This is a genomic window from Collinsella sp. BIOML-A6, assembly GCF_009875845.1.
Taxonomy (GTDB): Bacteria; Actinomycetota; Coriobacteriia; order Coriobacteriales; family Coriobacteriaceae; genus Collinsella; species Collinsella aerofaciens_H.
In genome coordinates this window covers 59,826-81,030 of record NZ_WWSL01000012.1, presented here as the reverse complement: position 1 = coordinate 81,030, position 21,205 = coordinate 59,826, and the positions used below count along the sequence as shown (strand labels likewise).

Genomic DNA, 21,205 nt, shown 5'->3' with positions numbered 1-21,205 from the left:
GTGATCGGCAATGGGGCCGCAAAGACTCGGCAAATCGGTAAAGGGCAAATATGGCAGGTGGGCGTTACCGATACTTTCATGCCGCTAAGAAGTTGCGGTGGAATAGTTCCTGTTTGGAAGGATGGGGCGGCTGTTTAGGAACTATTTCACCGCAACTGAGGGAGGGATAAAAAAGAGCCGCTACCCGGGTGGATAGCGGCTCCTAAGCTCAACTTTATGAGCATCGCGCGGACGCGATTAGGCCTTGAGGGCCTCCTCGACGGCGACAGCGCAGGCGACGGTGGCACCGACCATGGGGTTGTTACCCATGCCGATGAGACCCATCATGTCGACGTGCGCAGGCACGGAGGAAGAACCGGCGAACTGGGCGTCGGAGTGCATACGGCCCATGGTGTCGGTCATACCGTAAGAGGCAGGGCCGGCGCCCATGTTGTCCGGGTGCAGGGTACGGCCAGTGCCGCCACCAGAAGCGACGGAGAAGTACTTCTTGCCAGCCTCGAGGCGCTCCTTCTTGTAGGTGCCAGCGACGGGGTGCTGGAAGCGCGTGGGGTTGGTGGAGTTACCGGTGATCGAGATGTCGACGTTCTCGTGCCACATGATGGCAACGCCCTCGCGGACGTCGTCGGCGCCGTAGCAGTTGACGGCGGCGCGGGGACCATCGGAGTAGGGGATGGTCTCGACGACCTTGAGCTCGCTCGTGAAGTAGTCGAACTGGGTCTTCACGTAGGTGAAGCCGTTGATGCGGGCGATGATCTGAGCAGCGTCCTTGCCCAGACCGTTGAGGATAACGCGCAGCGGCTTCTTACGAGCCTTGTTGGCGTTCAGAGCCAGGCCGATAGCGCCCTCAGCGGCAGCGAAGGACTCGTGACCGGCCAGGAAGGCGAAGCACTCGGTGTCGTCGGAGAGCAGCATAGCGCCCAGGTTGCCGTGGCCCAGACCGACCTTGCGGTCCTCGGCGACGGAGCCCGGAACGGTGAAGGCCTGGATGCCCTCGCCGATGATGGCGGCAGCCTCAGAAGCGGTCTTGGCGCCACGCTTGACAGCGAGAGCGCAGCCGAGGGTGTAGGCCCACTCGGCGTTCTGGAAGGCGATGGACTGGGTGTTGTTGACGATCTCACGCGGGTTGAAGCCCTTTTCGGTGCAGATCTGCAGAGCTTCCTCGAGGGAGGCGATGCCGTTGTCGGCGAGGCACTTGTTGATCTTGTCAGCGCGGCGCTCGTAACCTTCGAACGTAACAGTCATAGTTATTTCCCTCCCTTTCTACTCGTGAACCGGGAACACGCTGGCGACGGAGTGAGTCTCCTCGTCGGTGCGCGGGTCGATGTACTTGGCGGCGTTGTCCCACTGACCATAGTGGCCCATAGCGCCAGCGATGGCCTCCTCGGGGGTCTTGCCGGCCTTGACGGCGTCGGTGAACTTACCGAGGTTCAGGAACTCGAACGCGATGATCTCGTTCTTGTCGTTGAGAGCCATGCGGGTGACGTAGCCCTGGGCGAGCTCGAGGTAACGAGCGCCCTTGGCCTTGGTGCCGAACATGGTACCGACCTGAGAGCGAAGGCCCTTGCCGAGGTCGTCGAGGGAGGCGCCCACGGGCAGGCCGCCCGTGGAGAACGCGGTCTGGCTGCGGCCGTAAACGATCTGCAGGAAGATCTCGCGCATAGCAACGTTGATGGCGTCGCAGACGAGGTCGGTGTTGAGGGCCTCGAGGATGGTCTTACCGGGAAGGATCTCGGAAGCCATGGCGGCAGAGTGGGTCATACCCGAGCAGCCGATGGTCTCAACGAGGGCCTCCTCGATGATGCCGTCCTTGACGTTCAGCGTGAGCTTGCAGGCGCCCTGCTGAGGTGCGCACCAACCCACACCGTGCGTAAGACCGGAGATGTCGGAAATCTCCTTAGCCTGGACCCACTTGCCCTCCTCGGGGATGGGTGCGGGGCCGTGGTATGCACCCTTGGCAACGGGGCACATGTTCTCCACTTCCTGTGAGTACTGCATGCCTCTCCTCTCTATCGTGTTGGCGTCCCGTCTGGGGGTCGTGGCTGGCGATTGCCGGGCGGCCCTTCGAAAGGGACATGACATGCAGCCCCTATAATACCGCGAAATGCACGGAATATTCGGCGAACGGCTCAGTTTTCGTAGCGAGAAGTCCGGAAGTTATAATTGAAACGGTTTAACTCTATGTTCTGTGGTCGCGAACTTCCAAAGAAGAGGTCTGTCTTGGGCAAGCTTTTGGTCAGCCCTTGCATGCGTTGCAGGGGTTGACCTGTTGCAGCGGTGCCGTTCGCCGCCTGTTTACTGCCTTTGGCCGCGCGAGTGTATTGTTTTGCGTGAATGTTTTGATGGCACGCTTCAATCGTGCTGTATTGGATGGCAAGCAGATCCCGGCGAAGGGAGCGCCGTGCAGCGCGTTTGGAGAACGGTTACCGGCTTTTACCATGTCTGTGCCCGCGGTACGGACAAGCAGCTGATCTTTGAGACCGATGACGACCGCTGGGAGTTTTTGGAACTGATGCGCGACTGCTGCCGCGATGCTGGTGTGACGGTCGTGGCGTGGTGTCTCATGGGCGGCCACGTGGATCTGGTGCTTTTGGATTATGAGGACGAAATGAGCGCGGCGATGCAGCGGCTGCTGTTGACGTATGCTCGTCGGTTCAATAAACGCACGGGGCGCACGGGCCATCTGTTCCAGAACCGTTTTGACCGGCGCTCGCTCGATACCGACTGGCAGGTGATGGAGGCTATTCGCTCCGTACACGCCGATCCGCAGGAGGCGGGCATGAGCCTCATCGAGCGTTATCCCTGGAGCAGCTTTGCCGAGTATCTACGGGCCTATGACAACGATATGACGAGGGGATTTTCCGATCCTTCTTGCGTGCTTGAGCTTTTTGGTTCTGCCGAGGGCTTTATTGCCTATTCGCTTTCGACGCCCGACGGCGGCGAGCCAGGGATGCCCGATCTGAAAGAAACGGAGTGGGAGCGACACGCCTTTGCCGAAAAGTTGGCGAAGGGGCTCGGGGTTCCGCTCAATGAGCTCAAGACCGTTGCATCCTCGCGGCGAGACGGGATCATTTTCGCTCTGCATGATGGCGGCTACACGGTGCGCGAGATAGAGCGGTATACGGGAATCAGCAAGAGCACCGTCTCTCGTATTGTGCGCGCTTATGCGCGGATGAAGGCTCAGGCTGAGGGTTCGGAATAGAAAATGGCCGAACCGCTCTTGTCAAGCGATTCGGCCAACAAAGTTCTTAAGATTTGGGACAAATACTACTGATTATTTCGTCCCTCGAGCATGCCGTCGAGGGTGCGCCAGGCGAGCTCGGCGCACTTGACGCGGGCGGGCATGTGCGAGATGTCCTGGAGCTGGGCGGCCTCGTCCAAGTCTTCCAGGTCTTCCTCGGAGAGCTGCTCGCCGCGGATCATGGCGAGGAAGAGTCCTGCCAAGCGACGCGCTTCCTCGACCGTCTCGCCGGTGATGAGATCGGCCATGATGTCGGCGCTGGCCTGGCTGATGGCGCAGCCGTGACCGGTAAACGAGGCCTCCTCGACAACGCCGTTCTCGACGCGTAGCTGCAAGGTGAGCTCGTCGCCGCAGCTGGGGTTGATGCCTTCGTGCTCAAGCGTGGGAGCGTCCATCTCGTACTTATAGTCGGGGTGCGAGTTGTGCTCCATAAACGTGGTGGAGGTGTACAGATTACCCATTGAACGTGCTCCAAACGTGATGCAGGCCGGCGATGAACTTGTCGATGTCGGCCTTGTCGTTGTAGAAGGCCACGCTGGCGCGGCAGCAGGCAAGGTTCTCGACGCCCAGCCAGGTAAGTAGCGGCTGCGCACAGTGGTGGCCGGCGCGGATACAGACGCCGTCCATGTCCATGATGCTCGCGACGTCGTGCGGGTGGATACCCTTGACGTTAAAGCTCACGACCCCGTGGTGGTTATCCCAGTAGATGGAGCCGATGATCTGGACAAAGTCGAGCTGAGTGAGCTCGCCCATCAGGTAGTGGACGAGTGCCCGTTCGCGGGCCTGGATGTTTTCGTAGCCCACCGTGTTGACGAGATAGTCGAGGGCGGCGCCTGTGGCGAAGATGCCGGCGGCGTCCTGCGTGCCGGCCTCGAACTTCTCGGGGACGGGCGCCCAGACGGCGTCCTGCTCGGTGACCGAATCGATCATCTCGCCGCCGGTGAGCATGGGCGGCATGGCGTTGAGCAGGTCCATCTTGCCCCACAGCACGCCGATGCCCATGGGGCCCATGGCCTTGTGCGCGCTAAAGGCAAAGAAGTCGGCGCCCAGGTCGGCCACATCGACCGGCATGTGCGGCAGCGACTGTGCGCCGTCGACGACCAGATAGCCGCCGTACTTGTGCACGAGCTTGCCGAGGTTCTTGACCGGGTTCTCGACGCCTAGCACGTTGGAGACCTGACCCACGGCCAGAATCTTGGTCTTGGGACCCACCTTGGACAGAACCTCCTCGGTGGTGAGCTGGCCGGTCTTGGTGGGGTAGAGGTAGACGAGCTTGGCACCGGTCTCGCGGCAGACCTGTTGCCACGGGATCAGGTTGGAGTGGTGCTCCATGATGGTGATGACGACCTCGTCGCCGGGCTCCAGCACCGTGGGCGCAAAACTCTTGGCGACCAGGTTGAGCGACTCGCTCGTGTTGCGGGTGAAGACGACTTCGTTAGCCTGGGCGGTGCCGATGAGGTCGGCAATCTGCTGGCGGACCTTGGCAATGGCATCGGTGGCCTCGACGGATAGCGAGTATAGGCCGCGAAGCGGGTTGGCGTTCATGCGCTGGTAGAAATCGCGCTCGGCGTCGAGCACGCAAGCGGGGCGCTGCGCGGTGGCGGCGCTATCGAGGAAGGCGATCTCGGGATGCTGCTGGAACAGCGGGAACTGGCACTTGTAGGGGTTGGTCTCGATGTCCACGGTGGGCCAGCCGCGCGAAGCCTCGTCGCTGGCGTCGAGTTCCATGGGCTCGGGGGCGGTGCAGGTATCGCATTTAACGTGCTCGGTATCGATCATGCGAGCTCCTCTTCAAAGTTATCGATCAGGTTGTTGCCCAGGCGGACGACGGCGGCGCGGGTGCGCTCATCGTTGGCGGAAAGCGCGGCGTCCTCAAGCTTGGCGCGGATGAACAGATCCTCGGCGGCGTTTTGGTCAAGGCCGCGGCAGGCGAGGTAGAACAGCTGCTCGTCGCGGACATGGCCGATGGTGGCGCCGTGGTTGCCGGCGACGTCGTCCTCGTCGCACAGGATGACGGGGACGGTCTTGTTGTCGACGCCCTTGTTGGCGAGCAGTACGGTTTCGCGCTCGGTGCCGGTTGCGCCCTTGCAGCCGTGCACGAGGTCGATGGTGCCGCGGTAGACCTTCTTGGACGTGCCGGTCAGCACGCCGTTGGCGTCGATCTCGCACTCGGTCTTGCGGCCGCGGTGGCGAAGCTCGTAGTTAAAGTCGCGCATCTGCTCGCGGGCACCCAGGTAGTCAGTATCGATGGTGACCTTGGCGGTATCGCCCAGCAGGTCGCCGGCAAGGCCGGTGGCGCTGGCGCCAGCACCCAGGACGGTGTGCTGTACGTTGACGCGTGCACCCTCGTCCAGGAACAGGCCGGTGTCGTCGAGCGCGATCCAGCTGTCGTCGAGCGTCTGCGTGCAGGTCACGTTGACGGTGGCGTACTCGTGGGCGCACACGCGCAGCACGGAGCCCACGACGCCCTCGCCGGCAACGGGGGAGTCCAGGGCAATATGCAGATCGAGCGTCGACTGGGGACGGGCGACGACGTCGATGGCGGCAATCGCAGCCGCTGTGTCGACGCCACTCACGCGCACGGTAGCTGTGACGTGCTGGTATGCGGGTACGTCGATGACGATGCGCTTAGTGGCGTGATCTGCCAGATAGGTGTAGGCGGCCTCACCCATGCCGGTCTCGAAGGCTTCGGCGGGGGAGAGTTCCTCCTCGAGCTTGATGGCGCCGGCCTGGTAGACGGAGGTGGCGGGCACGTCGAGCTCGGTCTCGGGTGTGATGCGGGCACGATCGGCGTCGTCGCCGGGGGCGGCGGCTCGGCGCTCGGGGAAGCGCTCGGCCATGGCGTCCATGGCGGCGTCGAAGGCGTCGGCCGAGCCGGCAAACTGCTCGTCCAAGCCCTCAACCTCAACGGCCTCGGCGGGAGCGGCGGCAAGTTCGTCCGAAAGCTCGAGCTTGGTCTGGTTCATTTTCAGCCAGCCCCAGGTTGCCGCGGGCATCGCATTCACGCCCCCGATCTCCTGCAGCACGCCGTCTCGGGGCTCCGACCCTCCTCGCGTACCTTTAGCGCGCGTCGTCGGGCTCGTTGCTCCCGATACGCCACACTTCAGAAGCTCGGATGACGTCAATGCGTTCGGCATAGCGGTTTCTCGGTTCATTATCCGATCGCTCCTTCCATCTCGAGCTTGATCAGGTTGTTCATCTCGACGGCGTACTCAAGCGGCAGTTCTTTGGAGACCGGGTTGGCAAAGCCGTTGACGATCATGGTGCGGGCCTCTTCCTCCGATATGCCGCGGCTCATCAGGTAGAACACCTTGTCGTCGCCGATGCGGCCGATGGTGGCCTCGTGGCCGATGTCGACATTCTTGGCGCGGATGTCCATGGCGGGGATGGTATCGGAGCGGCTTTGGTCGTCGAGCATCAGCGACTGGCAGCTCACGGTCGCCTTGGAGCCCTCGGCCTTGGGCGTGGCCACGATAGAGCTGCGGAAGGTCTGGATGCCGCCGCTCTTGGAGATGCCCTTGGTTTCGACGGTCGCCGAGGTCTCGGGCGCGTTGAGCACGACTTTGCAGCCGGTGTCGAGGTTCTGGCCTGCGCCGGCAAAGGTGATGCCGGTAAAGCTCGAGCGAGCGCGGCGGCCGTTGAGCACGCTCATAGGGTAGAGATAGCCCACGTGACTGCCGAAGGAGCCGCTGATCCATTCGATGTCGCCATCCTCGTCCACGCGCGCACGCTTGGTGTTGAGGTTGTACATGTTTTTGGACCAGTTCTCGATAGTCGAGTAGCGCAGGTGCGCACGCTTGCCCACAAAGAGCTCGACGGCGCCGGCATGGAGGTTGGCCACGTTGTACTTGGGCGCGGAGCAGCCCTCGATAAAGTGCAGGTCGGCATCGTCCTCGACGATGATGAGCGTGTGCTCAAACTGGCCGGCGCCCTTGGCGTTAAGGCGGAAGTAGCTCTGCAGCGGGAAGTCGAGCTTGGTGCCCTTGGGCACGTAGACAAACGAGCCGCCCGACCACACGGCGCCGTGCAGGGCCGCAAACTTGTGATCGGTGGGCGGGATGAGCGTCATAAACTTCTCGTGGATGAGCGGCTCCCACTGCGGATCGTGCAGGGCCTCCTCGATGCCGGAGTAGACGATACCCATCTTGGACGCGGTGTCCTGCATGTTGTGGTAGACGAGCTCGGAGTCGTACTGCGCGCCGACGCCTGCCAGGTAGCTGCGCTCGGCCTCGGGGATGCCCAGGCGCTCAAAGGTGTTCTTGATGTCGTCGGGCACCGACTCCCAGTCATGTCTTTGGTCGGTGTTGGGCTTGACGTAGGTGACGATGTTGTCCATGTCCAGGCCCTCGATGGAGGGACCCCACGTCGGATCCGGGAAACGGTTGAAGATCTCGAGGGACTTGAGGCGCAGGTCGAGCATCCACTGCGGCTCGTCCTTCTTGGCGCTGATCTCGCGCACGATGTCGGGCGTGATGCCGGCGTCGAGGCGCTCGAAACCCTCCTCGCCATAGGTGAAGTCGTAGAGGCTGCGGTCGATGTCCGCGACCTCGGTGCGGTTCTTGGTCATTGCGTCGCCCCTTTACGCCTGTTGCTCGGCAGCGGCGGCCTCGGCCTGGGCGCGCTGCCCAGCGGCCTCGCGCTCGAAGCTCTCAAAGCCATTCTTGTCGATCCAAGGAATCAGCGAGGAGTCGTCCTCGCGCACGATATGGCCCTTGACCATAACGTGGACGCGGTCGACATCCAGGTGCTCCAGGATGCGCGTGTTGTGCGTGATGATGAGCATGGAGCCGTCGCAGCTCTTGCGGTAGGCGTCCATGCCGTGGCTGACGGTGGAAAGCGCGTCGACGTCCAGGCCGGAGTCGGTTTCGTCCAGGATGGCGAGCTTGGGCTGCAGCAGCAGAAGCTGGAGCATCTCGACCTTCTTTTTCTCGCCGCCCGAGAAGCCCACGCCCAGCTCGCGGTTGAGGTAGGCGGTATCCATGTTGAGCTCGGCCGCGAGCTCCTTTACGCGACGGCGGAACTCCTTGCCCTTCATCTCCAGGCCGGGGCGGCCGGCGATGCTGGCGCGTAAAAAGCTCGACAGCGGCACGCCGGGGATCTCGACCGGGGCCTGGAAGCTCAGGTACAGGCCGGCGCGTGAGCGCTTGTCGGTGGTGAGCTCGGTGATGTCCTGGCCGTCAAAGACAATGCGGCCGTCCTGCACGGTGTAGACGGGGTCGCCCATGACCAGGTGTCCAAGGGTGGACTTGCCGGCGCCGTTGGGCCCCATCAGCACGTGGGTCTCGCCGGCGGCGACGTTGAGGTTGACGTTGTGGAGAATGGTCTTCTCGTCCACGGAGGCGGTCAGACCTTCGATGGAAAGCAGCGAACTTGCACTCATGCTGTCCCTCTCTGTATATGGTGTACTCATAGGTGTGTTAAACCCTAGGAATCTTCTCGGAATAAAGTTACTATGGGTTCGGCGTTAGTCAAGGGAAAACCCGACTAATCCACTCGACTTTTCAGATTGTGGGACAAAATAACCAGGTTTGTTTGTCCCACTTACTTTAGATTTGGGACAAGCACTCCAGGTTATTTTGTCCCAGGTGCGATGGAAGGGTAGGAATGCTCATCTCTTCTAAGGGCCGCTATGCCCTCCGTTTGATGATTTATATTGCAGCGCTCGGTGACGCCGAGGGCAAGATTGCCCTGCGCGAGGTCGCCGCCCGCGAGCATATCTCACAAAAGTATTTGGAGCAGCTGGTGCGTCCGCTTATGAAGGCTGGCCTGCTCAAGAGCGTGCGCGGCAAGGGCGGCGGCTACATGATGGCCAAGGACCCGGCCGAAGTGCGTGCCGGCGACATCCTGCGTGCCGTCGAGGGCAGCACGGCTCCGGTGGCGTGCGATGGCATTGACAACAGCTGCACCCGCAGTGATCTGTGCTCCACCGTTAAGTTTTGGCGCGGCCTGGACGACGTGATCGAAAAGTACGTCGACGGCGTGACGCTGGCCGACCTAGCCGCCGTCCCCGAGATCAGCTTTGACATTAAGCTGTAGGGACTGGCTTTCGTGAAGTCGTACGAAGCCTTTGATTCGCGTCTGGCACTGCTAGAGACAGCTCGATTCCAAGATCTCGACAACGACTATGTTGTCTCCGGATGTGCGTATATCTATGAGCAGGTTTTCGGTATCTCAATTACGCTCCTTAAGCGTCTACTCGAGTATGAGGGCGCCACGCTTGCCGCGTCGGGGTCTCCTCGTGCCATCTTGAAGGAGTCCTACCGATTCTACGACTTTATTGATGAGGCGGCCTGGCTAGATATGCTCAGAGACCGTAACACGAACGTTCATATTTATGACAACAAGCTCGCTCAAGATTTGATTCAGCGCATCTTGAACGTCTATATCCCCGCTTTCTCTCAGTTGAGAGACGGGCTGATGGAGCGTTACGGCGAGCTTTTGCTGGCGCCCGACGACCAGTTTGTTTAATTCCTTAAGATTTCGCGGAGGGTTGTTGCCGTTTACCGATGGGTGATTGTGCAATAAACGGGGAGCTGTAATACTGAAACTATCTTTGCAAACTGCACTTTAACCATACCAATGCAGGGAGGATGTATGCAACCCAAGCATTCCGCGATTGTTGCGGGCCTGACGCTGGCGCTTTCGTTTGGCGCCGTTGCCGCACCCGCAACCGCTATAGCCGAGGAGCCCACTCCGGGCGTTGCCTCGGATGCCACCGATATCGATAAGGGCCTGTACATCCAGCAGTCCTTCTCGGGCGTGCTGAGGTCGGTTCAGGGCGTTTCGTTTGTCAACGTGACTGACGAGATGAAGTACTTTACCAAGTACGAGAGCCACGGCAATTACAACCAGGGTTTTTCGTATGGCGACGGATACAATGCGCTGGGTTATTACCAGTTCGACCGCCGTTGGTCGCTTATTCCGTTTATGAAGCAGGTCTATAACTACGATTCTGCTAAGTACGGCATGCTTAAGGCTGCAATCGATCGCGGCAGCGAGATTTCCAACGCAAACAACCCCATGTATGCGAACGGCCAGCTCACCGAGCTGGGCCGCATCGCGCAGGATGCCTTCTTGGGTGCTTACAACACCGATCCGGCGGAGTTCTCGGCGCTGCAGGATGCCTATGCGTATAACTCCTACTATGCGGTGACCGAGGCATGGCTCAAGAGCGCTCTTGGCATTGACATCTCCGGCCGCGCCGATTGCGTCAAGGGCATGGTTTGGAGCATTACCAATATGTGCGGCACCGGTGGCTGCCAGGACTTTTTCCGCTGGGCAAATCTTTCCAACAACATGACCGACCGCGAGTTTGTGACGGCGCTTTCCAGCAGCGTTGTCAATAACGTGGCGACCAAGTATGCAAGCCAGCCCCAGTACCACGAGGGCTGGAAGAACCGCTATAAGAACGAGCTCAAGGATTGTCTGGTCTATATTGCCGAGGACGAGGCTGCCGCGGTAACGCCTGTGGAGCCCGCGCCTGCGCCGGCGCCCGGTCCGAGCATGGCGCCCGCTGCTCCCGCTGCGCCGACGCCTGGTACCGATGGCGATGCGGACAATGGCGGCGAGACGGGTGCGCCTTCGACTGGTGCGGGCAGCGATGATGCCGGTAACGGCGGGGCCGCGTCTGGCGGCGCTGCTTCTGGCGATTCGTCGACTTCTGGTTCCGACGGCTCTACGGATGGCACGACATCTGGCTCTACCGATGCGGGCGCTTCCAACGGCGCTGGCGATTCCTCTGCTGATACTGGGACCTCTAACGGTTCTGATTCCTCTAATAGTTCTGGCTCCGATGCTTCCGAGGACGGTTCGAACGAGGGCTCCGATGCTGGCAATTCCTCGACGGAAAGCAAGCCTTCTGCCGGCGAGCAGCTTGGCTCCATGCTGGGGTCGTCTTTGATGGCGGGCATTAACGGCGCCTCTTCTTCTGATGAGGGAACGTCTGGGCAGGGCTCCGGCTCCCATGCTGACGGTGCTGCCGATGCTTCTGCCGGTCCGGGTGCGAAACAGTCCGACACCGATGCGCAGAAGCCCGGTGACAAGGGCAGCACTACAACCGCCACGACGACTACCACCACAACCACGACCAAGGTCTCGGGTGGCAATATGCCCAAGACGGGTGACCTCATCGTGATGGCGAGCCTCGCCAGCGCAAGCTTGGCGACGCTGGGTGCCACGTCCATTGTGAGTGGCAACCGCAAGCTTGATCAGCAGAAGAAGTCCGCTGGCGAGGACGGATTCGAGGAGTAAGTTCCTGGTCGCCTGATAATCTAAGAACTAGGACGGGGTCCGGTGCGGCTGTATCGGGCCCTGTTTTGTTGTGCAACGATTCGTTATGCCCCATTGGGGGTTCTTATTGCTGCCGTTGCCCGAAACGCTTGCATAACGAAAACATTTCGTATACACCGGTCTTTACAATTGATATCGTGCTGCGTTTTAGGGAGAAGTTACGGTGTCTGAACAGGCGATTTATGGCGATGCTGCCTGCTATGGCGTAAGGCTGATCAACCGCTCGGGTAACGGGGCGCTACCGGTCGGCGAACATGACTTTGCCGAGGCCATGGATCGATGCGTGCTGGTCGACAAGACCATGTTTATTGCCGATGTCTTGGATGCTGAAGCCTCCGTTGTGGCGTGTTGCCGGCCCGAAGGCTTTGGCAAGAGCATGAACCTGTCGATGCTTAAGGCTTTTCTCGAGCGATCCACCGTCGAGCAGGTCGATCGGGGCCTGTTTGCTGGTTCCCAGATTTGGGATGCGGGTCGCGAGCGCTATCGGAATGAGTCCGCCTGCTACCCTGTGATATCGCTGGACTTTTCTGGCGCCGCGAGGTGCGGTGCCAACGTTGTCGGCATCGTGCGCGACGTTCTTTCGGGTGAGTGCGCTCGCTTGTTGGCGCTTTTGGAGGCTCCGGATTTACCGCGAGATAAGATGCGCCACATCGAGCGCGTTGCGCGTGGCGTAGCGAACGCGGACGAGGTCAACTCGGTGCTCGGCACGCTCATTGAGATGCTGGAGATGGCTTGCGATGAACAGGTTGTGCTGCTCGTTGATGGATACGACGCGGCGTGGTTGAGTCGTTTTGCTATGAGGGACGCTTCTGGCTCCTGTCCGGCAGAGTTGCTCGAGCGCGTACTGTTTGATGCCATCGCCGCTGCGGGCCATTCGCTACGGTTGACGTGTCTGATGGGGGAGCGTCCCGGTCCTGCCGAAGCGGCACTTTCTTTGCGCGGGTGTTCGTACTGCATGTCGACGCCGCTTTCGGGACGGTGCGACCGATGGTATGGCTTTTCAGATGACGAGGTTCAGACTCTACTAGGCCATGCTGGATGCGAAGAATACCTGGATGATGCGCGTGAATGGCTCGAGGGGTATCGGTTTGGCAGGACCCATTGCTCGAGTCCGGCGCGCGTGATCGATTTCTTGAACCGCGGTTGCACACCGCCGGTGCGGGCCGATTTGTATGGATACGCTGATAGCCTGAGCAGGGCGGTTGGCGATTGGAATCTCGAGAGGCTTTCGACTCTGTTCGATTTACTTGAACCGCATGGATGCGTTGAGGCTCCGCTTTGTCTGGGCGCCGTCGAGTCGAATGATGCTTGCGTCGATGATGTTTGGACCGCGTTATACCTGTCCGGCTTCCTCACGACGGATATGGTTGAGGAGCCGGGAAACAGCGCTCGCTCCCGTGCTCTGCGTCTGCCCAATGGTGAACTTCGTCAGGCGTTGCGTCTCGTGATTATTGAATGGTTTGAGTGCGCCGCCGAGGATGTGCGGGACGTCGATGCGTTTCGTGACGGGTTGTGTCGCGGGAACGAGGATGCGGTGAGACAGGCACTAGACCGCATCCTGGTAGATGCGGGAATCGGCGCAGTCGAGATGGATTCGCCGTTGCCATACCACCTGCTGTTGCAAGGGCTCTGCTTTGGTATGCCGGGGTATGCCAATCCGTCATCCAATCGAAAGCGCGGGGCGGATCGCTGGGATATCCAGGTGTTCCCTACGGGAAGGATGCTCGATGTGGCCGATACCCTCGGCATGCTCGACGAACGTCCACTTGTCACTATGAACATGATGTATGACCCCGGTGTGGACGCGCTTGGTCTGGAGCTGCTAGCCGTCCAGGCGCTGCTCGACATAGAGCGCGACGGCATCGACAAGATTCGCGTGCCGCGACCCGGTGTGGGCCGCATGCGCTGGGGATTTGGCTTTGACGGGCAGCGTGTGGCAGCGGTGTGCCAGCGGCTGTAGGGGCGTGCGATACTTAAGTGTGCCCGCTACTCCGCGTCCTTCATGGGCGGCACGGGCTTCCAGTCGGGATCCTTGATGATCTTGCGGGCGTCTTTCATGCCGCGGCGCAGCGCTGGGATACCGGTCTTAAAGCATTTGTCGACCGCAGCCAAGCGGATGAACTCTTTGCAGAAGGTCGCGGCGTTGCCCAGACGGAACAGAACGGGGTGATAGTCGCCGTAAATCTGCATGTACCGGGCCAGATAACCGCGGTTGCGCATGATGTAGTAGCGGTTGGTGTCGCTCGTGGAGTTGAGCTGGCGCTTGCCGGCGATGTCCCAGTTGGAGACGGCTCGGGCGCGCTTGAGCACCACGTCGGCGACCACGGCGGCGGGAAAGTGCTGGCTCGCAACGTAGCCGTAACAGGCGTCGTCGCCATAGATGAAAAAGCGCGCGTCGGGCAGGCCGATCTTGTCGACTACGCGGCGCGAGAACAGGCCGCCTTCAAAGCACAGCTGGTTCATGGGGCGGTAGCCCTCGGGGCCCAAGTCCCACTTGGCGATGGGGTTAGGGATGCCGAGCGAAAGGATGAGCTGATACTGCCAAAAGAAGGCGCCGCCGTCGAAGTCCAGGCGCGAACCCTGGATGACGTCGTATCGGTCGGTCCACTTGGCCAAGCGCTCAATGCCCTCCGGGATGACGAGCACGTCGTCGTCCATGACCCAGAACCACTGGGCGCCCAGATCGTAGGCGCACTTGGTTCCAGCGGAGAAGCCACCCGCACCGCCACCGTTTTCGAGCTGCGGGGCGTAGATGACACGGTCGGTGCCGCCCTGCGCGTCGGGATGCTCGGTGTCGATGCCCCACAGGTTGGCCAAGCGCTCGTTAAACGCCGCGCACATGGTCTTGGTCTCACGCGAATTCTCGTTATCGACAACCACGATGCGCCAAGGCGTGGCCGTGAGCTCGGTTATAGAGTCGAACAGGTTGGCCAAGAGCTCCTGGCGCTTGTACGTAACGACAACGATGGCGAGCTTGTCGATGGGAGCGGGGAGGGTGGAAGTCATGGGGCAATATATCCTTTCACGCGCGGCAGACATGCGCCGCACGGAAGCTATCGAATACGTCCATTGGACGGCACCTATTGTAAAGGGTCGCTGCGCCATGTTGGCAGGGTTTGGATAAAACGCAGGAACCTGCCACGGGCGTGGTGGCTGTGTTACTTAACGTTGATGCGTTGATTGCTGCTTGAGGCTACGAGCGATAAGGCTTCTAGCTGCATCGATGATGAGTAGCGTCGGCGCAAAGGCGATGCTGATGGCCGTACCGGTGACGATGTATATGGCTGCCGGATTGTTTGCGCTGGCCAGTATGTTTGCAAGCGTCGTGTTGAATACCGGACGCCAAAGGCTGCTGGTGAGCGATTGCATCACGTAGAAGCCAAGCGTGGCGGCAGATAGGGTGACGATTGCGTTTTCGACGCGAGGATGGTTCGTTTTATTGTCGCGGGTTGCCGCAAAGAGCAGGGACGCGGCGGCGAGGGCAAACGAGACAATCGAGGTCGACTTATAGGAAAGCGTTGTCATTGTCGACAGATTTCCGGTTGCGGAGAGTGCTGCTTCCAGGTCGATTGCGATAATTAAAACTGCTGCAAGCGATCGTTTGGCTACGATGCGCGCTTTGCGCGGCTTTGTCGTCCCGGTGTAGTCACGGAGCAGCCCGCCCATCAAAAACGCTATAACGTAGGTGACGGCGCTCATGATCTTTTGGAGCCAAGAAAACTCACCGCTGTTTACCGAGCTCTGCGCCGCTAGATAACCATTGATAATAAAAACGAGGACACCGACGGCGACGACTGCTATTGTGTAACTTTTCTTGCTGAGCTGGTTTTTAGTCAGCCCAAACAACGGCGCCATGCAGACCGTGGTGGCGTAGACCCAGATAAACTCGATGCCCAACGTGAGCCAGCCGATCTCTTGTAGTGAGATTTCGGGTAGGGGATAGACATACATCGAAACAAACAGGCACACGGCGCAATAAAAGAGCGTGGGTAAGACGATCTTCTTTAACCGCGCAAACGATTTACGAGTGAGGCCCTGCGCGGATGAACCGTTTTGGAGGGCGCGTACCGCCGAGGGAATAAGGAAGTAGCCCGAGATCATAAAGAAGACCTCGTTGGCCCAACAGCCCAGCAGGTTGATGAAGCCGAGCGCGCCGGAGTAAGGGAAGACGGCGAGCGGCGCGTATTCCGGTAGACCGGTGCAGACGGCCTGGAAGGTCCACTGAAACGTGTGAAATATGGCAATCCCGGCGACCGCGACTAAGCGCAGCGCTTCGATGGAGGTATTTCTGCTTGCTTTGCTGCTCATCCGACTATTTTCCAGCGCGCGCATTGTATGAACCAAAGTGCGATGTAATCATTTTTAGAGTTTGCTTGGGCCCCTTGTTCCATACGTTATACAGGCCCTCGCCCACGAGGTCCTTAGCGTAAGCACAGTAGCTGATCTTTGGGTTTGCGATGCCCATATACTCGGCATAGAGCTTTTTGGCCGCGGGGGTAACGCGCGGATTGGAAAATACCAGCTCTTGCGGCATGCGTTCGAACATCCTGTGGATGGCCTGCTCGATTTCGGGATGCGCGTCGATTCCAGTGTGCTCAATCATGATGCCCATATAGGTGAAGCCGCGTGTGATTTGCGGTGTCCAGACGGCGGGGTCGGTGACGTTGAGCCGCTCAAGAATATCGACCATGTCGTTCCAGCGATTAAACGGCATCAAGGGGTCACGCTTGGCCAGAGCAGCCGCCTTTTCGGGTGTTTCCTCCCGGTAGCAGTAATACGGCTTGGGCCAGTAAACGATGGCCTTTGCCTGGCAGAGCGTTTCGACAAGGAATGGATTGTCGGCCCAGCCCGCACCGGGGATTTCCTTAAACCATATATTGTTTTGCATCAGGAAGTCGCGACGATAGATTGCCGACCAAATGGACGGATGATGGGCCAGCAGGTGTGGAGCGTCGTGAATGGTGAACGGTTGCCGAGGCGGTTTAATGCGACCGCGATATGCGCAATGTAGTTTGACCTCTTGGGGGGTATCGGGGTTGCGAATGATCCAATACGGGGTCTCAATAATATCGAGCTTGTTAGGATCGCCATATTCGCGCTTGGCAAAGGCAAGCATGTCGGAGTACATTCCGGGCTCGATCCAGTCATCGGGTTCGAGGATGGCGATCCAGTCGCCCTTTGCCTCGCGAATGCCCAGATTGCAGGTTGCGCCGTAACCCTGGTTTGCCTTATCGATCACTCTGATGCGTGAGTCGCGCGCAGCGAAATCTTGCATAATGGCGAGCGAGTTGTCGGTGGATCCATCGTTGATGGCGAGGATTTCCAGTTCGATATTCTTTTCGTTTAATAGGCTGCCTATAGCCTGAGAAAGATACGGCTCGGCATTGTAAGTAGGCACGATTACGGTCAGCATTCAAACACTTTCTCTAGGCGATTTGGAAGAATTATACCTAATTGCGTTTGCAACAGTTTTAGTTGCGTTTGGGTGAAGACAACGGTAAGGGTTGCTAATCATTGCATGATGATTTCTTGGAAGAGTCCTAACGGCTGTGTTACGGCTTAGCGGGTTATTCGTCCAACTTGATTTGATTGCATCGGAATAGAATTCTTTATAAGGTAATAAACGTATCGATTTTCCTGTTGATATGCAATTTGAGGAGACTGTTGTGGGGTTTGCTAATAATAGCTACTTGATTAACAAGCTCGAAGTTTGCAACTTTCGCAAGTTTGAATCAATCTCAGTTAGTTTTGAGCGCCAGCTAACGGTTTTGATTGGCGATAACGGTGTGGGAAAAAGTACTCTTATTGATGCCGCAAGCATTGCTCTTGGCACTTTATTCCAAAAGATTGAGAATGCGAAAGCGCCTGGCATTACGCCTGACGATGCCCGCGGTGCCGTTATTAAGCAAGGAGACATGTTTGACGTTCAGTCGCGGTACCCGGTGACGATAGGTGCTGACGGAATTGTTCGTGGCGAGAACGCGCACTGGTCGCGTTCGCTTAATACTGCCAAGGGCCGCACTACTATTGCTGATGCTGCGACTGTAGTGGATGCCGGCGCTCGGCTGCAAAAGCTTGTCCGCAGTGGCGAGACGGTTGTCCTTCCCATTCTTGCTCGTTATGGGACCGATCGATTGTGGACGCGGACTGAACCTAAAGACCAATCGTTGCCCAACAGGACGCGTGGGTACGAAGGTGCCCTACAGGCATCTTCGAACGATGCGCGTATGAATGCATGGTTTAAATCTCAATCCATTTGGGAGTGGCAGAATAGGCGTGACAGCGCACTGTTCTCAGCGGTTAAAAAGGCACTGGCCTCATGTTTTGATGCCGCTGCTTCTACCGTGGACGCGATGGTCGATTTTGATGCCGAACTCGGCCAACTGGTGTTTACATATAGCACTGCCGATGGTAGTTACCATCGCGATAGGATTCATTCAATGAGCGATGGATATCGTGGAACGTTGAGCCTTTTTGCTGACATCGCATATCGCATGGCGATGCTGAATCCCGCACTAGGAGATCGTGTGCTCGAGACGCCGGGCGTGGTAATGATTGACGAGATCGATCTTCATTTGCACCCTCGTTGGCAGGCACGAATTCTGGAGGACCTCGTTCGCATCTTTCCCAACGTGCAGTTTATTGTGACCACGCATTCGCCGGTCGTTGTGGCATCCGTGCCTCGTGGCAACATTCGCATCCTTGACGGCGAGAAAGCCGTAGTTCCTGTAACGGAGACGCGCGGACGTGATGCTGGAGACATTCTCAACACTGTTTTAGATGCGTCCTCGCGTCCCGAGGAAGCGGTCCAGTTGTTCGATGCATTTAATCGTGCCGTAGACGAAGGGCGCCACGCCGACGCTAGGGTAGAGCTCGAGAAACTTGAGTCATTCATTGGGGCGGATGACCCGGATGTGGTTGCAGCAAGGACAACCCTTGAACTTGAGGAGCTGCTATCGTGATTCCAATCGTAAAGGGATGCGAGCCTGCGGCACTTGCTGAGGCGAAGAGGATCATCCGCAATACTCCGGATGCAACTTTTTGTTACGAATCACTTCGAGGGGAGTCAAAGCGCAAGCTTCTTGAGGCGTTGCTTGCCGAACAGGGGCATCTTTGCGCCTACTGTATGTGCAGGATCGGTACGGATGGGCATCCGGCTACGATCGAGCATCTAATCCCTCAGCACCCTACCGACTCTGCGGCGAACGGAGAGTTGAGCCTTGCGTACCGCAATCTGGTTGCTGTCTGCGACGGTAGGGGTGGGGCGACGTGCGACAAGAGCCGAGGTAATGCACCTTTGACGGTTGACCCTACCAAGAGCCATACACTTGAAACTATTTATTACCACCGCGACGGACGCATCGATGCTACGGACGAGTCCATTCAGCACGACATACAAACAACACTTGGTCTCAATAATGCTCGTACCAACCTTTGTGCCAATCGCTTTGAGTCCATGGGGGCAATTGAAAAGGTTGTGACCAGCACATTCAGGCGTAGGGGGATTGAGAACAATCGCAGCGCTAAGAAGTCGGTTTGTCTGAAAATCCTTAAGCAATTTGAAAGCCAAACGAACATGAAGGACGAGTATTTGGGAGCCAAGCTTTTCGTGGCTAGAAAGCTTGGCTCTAAATTTGACTGAGACTAGCCTTTCGGGGTTTAGCCGTTGCTGCTCACAAATCTCTTGACGATGTTGGAATTGTTAGCGCCGGGCGATTTTAGCCGCTAATAGTCAAACTATTTTGACCAATCCCGGTCACCGAATAATGGCCACCGTGCCTCCCCGCCGCCACTACGCTGGTGGTGCCAACACGCCGGCGTTAGGAGGACCATTGAGGTGAACGAGAGACACGATGACCTACAGGAGATTATAGACGCCGCGCTCCGGGAGATGGCCGCTGTGTTTCGTCAAGAGGATTTGAGCAAAAAGAGCATCGGAAATTGAGCAGTCGCAGCATCGGAAGCGCGCACGCTTTTTGAGCGGCTAGCCCTCCTGCATGAGGGCATGGCGGACGCGGTAGGACTCGCCGCGGAACTGGACGAGCCTCCCGTGGTGGACGATGCGGTCGATCACGGCGGCGGCCATCTGGTCGTCCCCGAACACCGACCCCCACCTGCTGAACTCCAGGTTCGTGGTGATTACCACCGACTGCCTCTCGTATGCGTCCGCGAAGATCTGGAAGAGCAGCCTCGCCCCGTCCGCGTCGAGCGGGAGAAACCCGAGCTCGTCGATGACGAGCAGGCGGGCCTTGCCGATGAGCGCGGCCTCCCGGTCGAGCCTCCCGTCGTCGCGGGCGCGCCTCAGTCGCATCACGAGCGAGGACGCCGTGAAGAAGCGCGCCTCGAGCCTCCTCTCGCACGCCAGCGCGCAGAGGGCCGACGCCATGTGCGTCTTGCCGGTGCCGACGTCGCCCATGAGCACGAGGTCCTCCCTGCGCTCGACGAAGTCGAGCGCGAGCAGCGACTCGCGCCCCATGCCCTCCGGCCACGACACGGCCGACCAGTCGTAGCCGTCGAAGGTCTTGGGCGCCGGCAGCGCGCAGCGCCTGAGCAGCGTCGCGCGCTTCGAGGCCTCGCGGCTGGACCTCTCCGCCTCGAGGTAGCCCGCCAGGTACTCCACCTGTTTCGGGGTGCCCAGCCTCGACCACTCCTCCAGGACGGCGGTGGTGAGCGAGCACGACCGCCCGGCCTCCACGACCCTGCGGGCCAGCTCCTCGCTAGCGGCCATCGGCGACCGCCCCCTTCAGGAACCTCGACCTCGGCGACGGGGAGATGGCCGCCGTGGCAGCCACCTTCTCCTACCTCGCGGAGAAGAGGAGGCTCGCCTCCATCGAGACGCTGCTGAGGCTGAGCAGGCTGCCCAGGCGCGAGCCCAAGACCTTCGAGGGCTTCGACTTCTCCAGGATCCAGGGCCGGGACGCGGCCGCGCTGGGCAAGCTCCCGTCGCTGGCCGACCTCTACGCGCACCGCAACGTCGCCTTCGTCGGGCCCGGCGGCATAGGGAAGACGCACCTCGCGCAGGCCTACGGGCGCGAGTGCTGCATGCGGGGGCTCAAGACCTACTACATAAAGGCGACCGAGCTCAGGGACAGGTTCCAGAAGGCCGTCCAGCGGGGAAACACCTCGCGGGTCGTCTCCTCGCTCGTCAAGCCGTCGTGCCTCATCGTTGACGAGGTGGGAAGATGCGTCTACGACAGGCCGTGCACCGACCTGTTCTTCGATGTCGTCGACAGGCGCTACGAGAAGGAGGGGCCGAACGCGATGGTCCTCACGAGCAACATCGCCCCGAGCGGGTGGGATGAGTTCTTCACGGGCGACGACACGCTCCTCTGCGCCCTCGACAGGCTGTTCGACAAGGCGTCGGTGTTCGTGATGCGGGGCCCGAGCTACCGCGGCAGGGGGCTTGACACCTACTCGGTGGAGGCCGTCCCCCAGGCGGTGAAGGTGAGGGGGATCCAGCCCGAGGGGATGTAGGAATGCGATAGGAAAGTCATAGATGCGGGCGTGTTGGCTAAAATGGGTCGGCCGGGATTGGTCAATCTCGGCCGACTATATTTGTCTAAAATAATCCGACGCTAACAGAATTAATAATAGTAAGTAAATAATTGGTTCCTGGAGAGAAGTCCGTTAATCGATTTCTGATTATAATTAATCAAGCTTGCGAGCGCATTGCTTGGA

The 21,205-nt window shown here is 59.3% G+C and carries 19 protein-coding genes; 8 read left to right on the top strand and 11 right to left on the bottom strand.

All coding sequences use genetic code 11. The annotated features are described in order from the left end of the window. Nucleotides 1-237 precede the first annotated feature (237 nt). Nucleotides 238-1,242 (bottom strand): GGGtGRT protein, encoded by a 1,005-nt coding sequence (locus GT495_RS05540; RefSeq protein WP_161161875.1) that lies wholly within the window; start codon nucleotides 1,240-1,242, stop codon nucleotides 238-240. Between the two features lie 18 nt (nucleotides 1,243-1,260). Then, on the bottom strand, nucleotides 1,261-1,995 hold the full coding sequence (locus GT495_RS05535; RefSeq protein WP_161161874.1) for an iron-sulfur cluster assembly scaffold protein: 735 nt from the start codon (nucleotides 1,993-1,995) through the stop codon (nucleotides 1,261-1,263). A gap of 403 nt (nucleotides 1,996-2,398) precedes the next feature. On the opposite strand from GT495_RS05535, the gene GT495_RS05530 reads away from it, so the two are divergent. Next, entirely contained in the window at nucleotides 2,399-3,199 is an 801-nt protein-coding gene (locus tag GT495_RS05530; protein ID WP_161161872.1) for a transposase, read from the top strand. A gap of 65 nt (nucleotides 3,200-3,264) precedes the next feature. Here the strand turns inward: GT495_RS05530 and sufU are convergent, their stop codons facing one another. The 5 genes from sufU to sufC form a co-directional block, all read right to left on the bottom strand. Then, nucleotides 3,265-3,699: a Fe-S cluster assembly sulfur transfer protein SufU gene (gene sufU, locus GT495_RS05525; protein WP_161161871.1), complete on the bottom strand. Its 435-nt coding sequence runs from the start codon at nucleotides 3,697-3,699 to the stop codon at nucleotides 3,265-3,267. Then, nucleotides 3,692-5,017: an aminotransferase class V-fold PLP-dependent enzyme gene (locus GT495_RS05520; RefSeq protein WP_204986888.1), complete on the bottom strand. Its 1,326-nt coding sequence runs from the start codon at nucleotides 5,015-5,017 to the stop codon at nucleotides 3,692-3,694. Before GT495_RS05520 ends, sufU begins: the two co-directional genes overlap by 8 nt. Further along, nucleotides 5,014-6,234: a SufD family Fe-S cluster assembly protein gene (locus tag GT495_RS05515; protein WP_161161914.1), complete on the bottom strand. Its 1,221-nt coding sequence runs from the start codon at nucleotides 6,232-6,234 to the stop codon at nucleotides 5,014-5,016. Before GT495_RS05515 ends, GT495_RS05520 begins: the two co-directional genes overlap by 4 nt. 158 nt (nucleotides 6,235-6,392) lie before the next feature. After that, entirely contained in the window at nucleotides 6,393-7,805 is a 1,413-nt protein-coding gene (gene sufB / locus GT495_RS05510; RefSeq protein WP_152073727.1) for a Fe-S cluster assembly protein SufB, read from the bottom strand. Nucleotides 7,806-7,817: 12 nt separating this feature from the next. Then, nucleotides 7,818-8,618 carry a Fe-S cluster assembly ATPase SufC gene (sufC, locus tag GT495_RS05505; RefSeq protein ID WP_161161870.1) on the bottom strand — a complete coding sequence of 267 codons (801 nt, stop codon included), beginning with the start codon at nucleotides 8,616-8,618 and terminating at the stop codon, nucleotides 7,818-7,820. A 224-nt stretch (nucleotides 8,619-8,842) separates the two neighbouring features. On the opposite strand from sufC, the gene GT495_RS05500 reads away from it, so the two are divergent. The 4 genes from GT495_RS05500 (at nucleotide 8,843) to GT495_RS05485 (ending at nucleotide 13,487) form a co-directional block, all read left to right on the top strand. After that, entirely contained in the window at nucleotides 8,843-9,274 is a 432-nt protein-coding gene (locus GT495_RS05500) for an Rrf2 family transcriptional regulator (protein ID WP_161161869.1), read from the top strand. Nucleotides 9,275-9,286: 12 nt separating this feature from the next. Further along, nucleotides 9,287-9,706, top strand: coding sequence for an HI0074 family nucleotidyltransferase substrate-binding subunit (locus GT495_RS05495; protein WP_161161868.1), 420 nt, complete (start codon nucleotides 9,287-9,289; stop codon nucleotides 9,704-9,706). 126 nt (nucleotides 9,707-9,832) lie between these two features. Beyond that, entirely contained in the window at nucleotides 9,833-11,488 is a 1,656-nt protein-coding gene (locus GT495_RS05490; RefSeq protein ID WP_161161867.1) for a hypothetical protein, read from the top strand. Between the two features lie 202 nt (nucleotides 11,489-11,690). Further along, the gene (locus GT495_RS05485) at nucleotides 11,691-13,487 is read left to right on the top strand and encodes an AAA family ATPase (protein WP_161161866.1); all 1,797 of its coding nucleotides are present in this window, start codon (nucleotides 11,691-11,693) and stop codon (nucleotides 13,485-13,487) included. 26 nt (nucleotides 13,488-13,513) lie between these two features. Here the strand turns inward: GT495_RS05485 and GT495_RS05480 are convergent, their stop codons facing one another. From GT495_RS05480 to GT495_RS05470, 3 genes are all read right to left on the bottom strand, one after another. Next, a complete protein-coding gene (locus tag GT495_RS05480; protein ID WP_161161865.1) occupies nucleotides 13,514-14,533 on the bottom strand; it encodes a glycosyltransferase in 1,020 nt (339 codons plus the stop codon). A gap of 156 nt (nucleotides 14,534-14,689) precedes the next feature. After that, nucleotides 14,690-15,835, bottom strand: a complete 1,146-nt coding sequence (locus tag GT495_RS05475) for an acyltransferase (RefSeq protein ID WP_161162685.1) — start codon at nucleotides 15,833-15,835, stop codon at nucleotides 14,690-14,692. A 4-nt stretch (nucleotides 15,836-15,839) separates the two neighbouring features. Further along, on the bottom strand, nucleotides 15,840-16,940 hold the full coding sequence (locus GT495_RS05470) for a glycosyltransferase (protein WP_161161863.1): 1,101 nt from the start codon (nucleotides 16,938-16,940) through the stop codon (nucleotides 15,840-15,842). A gap of 253 nt (nucleotides 16,941-17,193) precedes the next feature. On the opposite strand from GT495_RS05470, the gene GT495_RS05465 reads away from it, so the two are divergent. Beyond that, on the top strand, nucleotides 17,194-18,489 hold the full coding sequence (locus tag GT495_RS05465; RefSeq protein ID WP_161162684.1) for an AAA family ATPase: 1,296 nt from the start codon (nucleotides 17,194-17,196) through the stop codon (nucleotides 18,487-18,489). Beyond that, nucleotides 18,486-19,169, top strand: a complete 684-nt coding sequence (locus GT495_RS05460; RefSeq protein ID WP_161161861.1) for a hypothetical protein — start codon at nucleotides 18,486-18,488, stop codon at nucleotides 19,167-19,169. Before GT495_RS05465 ends, GT495_RS05460 begins: the two co-directional genes overlap by 4 nt. Nucleotides 19,170-19,511: 342 nt before the next feature. Here the strand turns inward: GT495_RS05460 and istB are convergent, their stop codons facing one another. Then, nucleotides 19,512-20,255: an IS21-like element helper ATPase IstB gene (gene istB, locus GT495_RS05455; RefSeq protein ID WP_117736450.1), complete on the bottom strand. Its 744-nt coding sequence runs from the start codon at nucleotides 20,253-20,255 to the stop codon at nucleotides 19,512-19,514. A 53-nt stretch (nucleotides 20,256-20,308) separates the two neighbouring features. Here istB and GT495_RS05450 point away from each other — a divergent pair, with 53 nt between their 5' ends. Continuing rightward, nucleotides 20,309-21,001 (top strand): ATP-binding protein, encoded by a 693-nt coding sequence (locus GT495_RS05450; protein ID WP_370457599.1) that lies wholly within the window; start codon nucleotides 20,309-20,311, stop codon nucleotides 20,999-21,001. The last annotated feature ends 204 nt before the right edge of the window (nucleotides 21,002-21,205 follow it).

Coding starts and splice junctions, on each gene's coding strand:
- sufC (WP_161161870.1), bottom strand. CDS start 8,618: ATGAGTGCAAGTTCGCTGCTTTCCATCGAAGGTCTGACCGCCTCCGTG.
- GT495_RS05475 (WP_161162685.1), bottom strand. CDS start 15,835: ATGAGCAGCAAAGCAAGCAGAAATACCTCCATCGAAGCGCTGCGCTTA.
- GT495_RS05500 (WP_161161869.1), top strand. CDS start 8,843: ATGCTCATCTCTTCTAAGGGCCGCTATGCCCTCCGTTTGATGATTTAT.
- sufB (WP_152073727.1), bottom strand. CDS start 7,805: ATGACCAAGAACCGCACCGAGGTCGCGGACATCGACCGCAGCCTCTAC.
- GT495_RS05490 (WP_161161867.1), top strand. CDS start 9,833: ATGCAACCCAAGCATTCCGCGATTGTTGCGGGCCTGACGCTGGCGCTT.
- GT495_RS05515 (WP_161161914.1), bottom strand. CDS start 6,234: ATGCCCGCGGCAACCTGGGGCTGGCTGAAAATGAACCAGACCAAGCTC.
- GT495_RS05480 (WP_161161865.1), bottom strand. CDS start 14,533: ATGACTTCCACCCTCCCCGCTCCCATCGACAAGCTCGCCATCGTTGTC.
- GT495_RS05535 (WP_161161874.1), bottom strand. CDS start 1,995: ATGCAGTACTCACAGGAAGTGGAGAACATGTGCCCCGTTGCCAAGGGT.
- sufU (WP_161161871.1), bottom strand. CDS start 3,699: ATGGGTAATCTGTACACCTCCACCACGTTTATGGAGCACAACTCGCAC.
- istB (WP_117736450.1), bottom strand. CDS start 20,255: ATGGCCGCTAGCGAGGAGCTGGCCCGCAGGGTCGTGGAGGCCGGGCGG.
- GT495_RS05540 (WP_161161875.1), bottom strand. CDS start 1,242: ATGACTGTTACGTTCGAAGGTTACGAGCGCCGCGCTGACAAGATCAAC.
- GT495_RS05470 (WP_161161863.1), bottom strand. CDS start 16,940: ATGCTGACCGTAATCGTGCCTACTTACAATGCCGAGCCGTATCTTTCT.
- GT495_RS05520 (WP_204986888.1), bottom strand. CDS start 5,017: ATGATCGATACCGAGCACGTTAAATGCGATACCTGCACCGCCCCCGAG.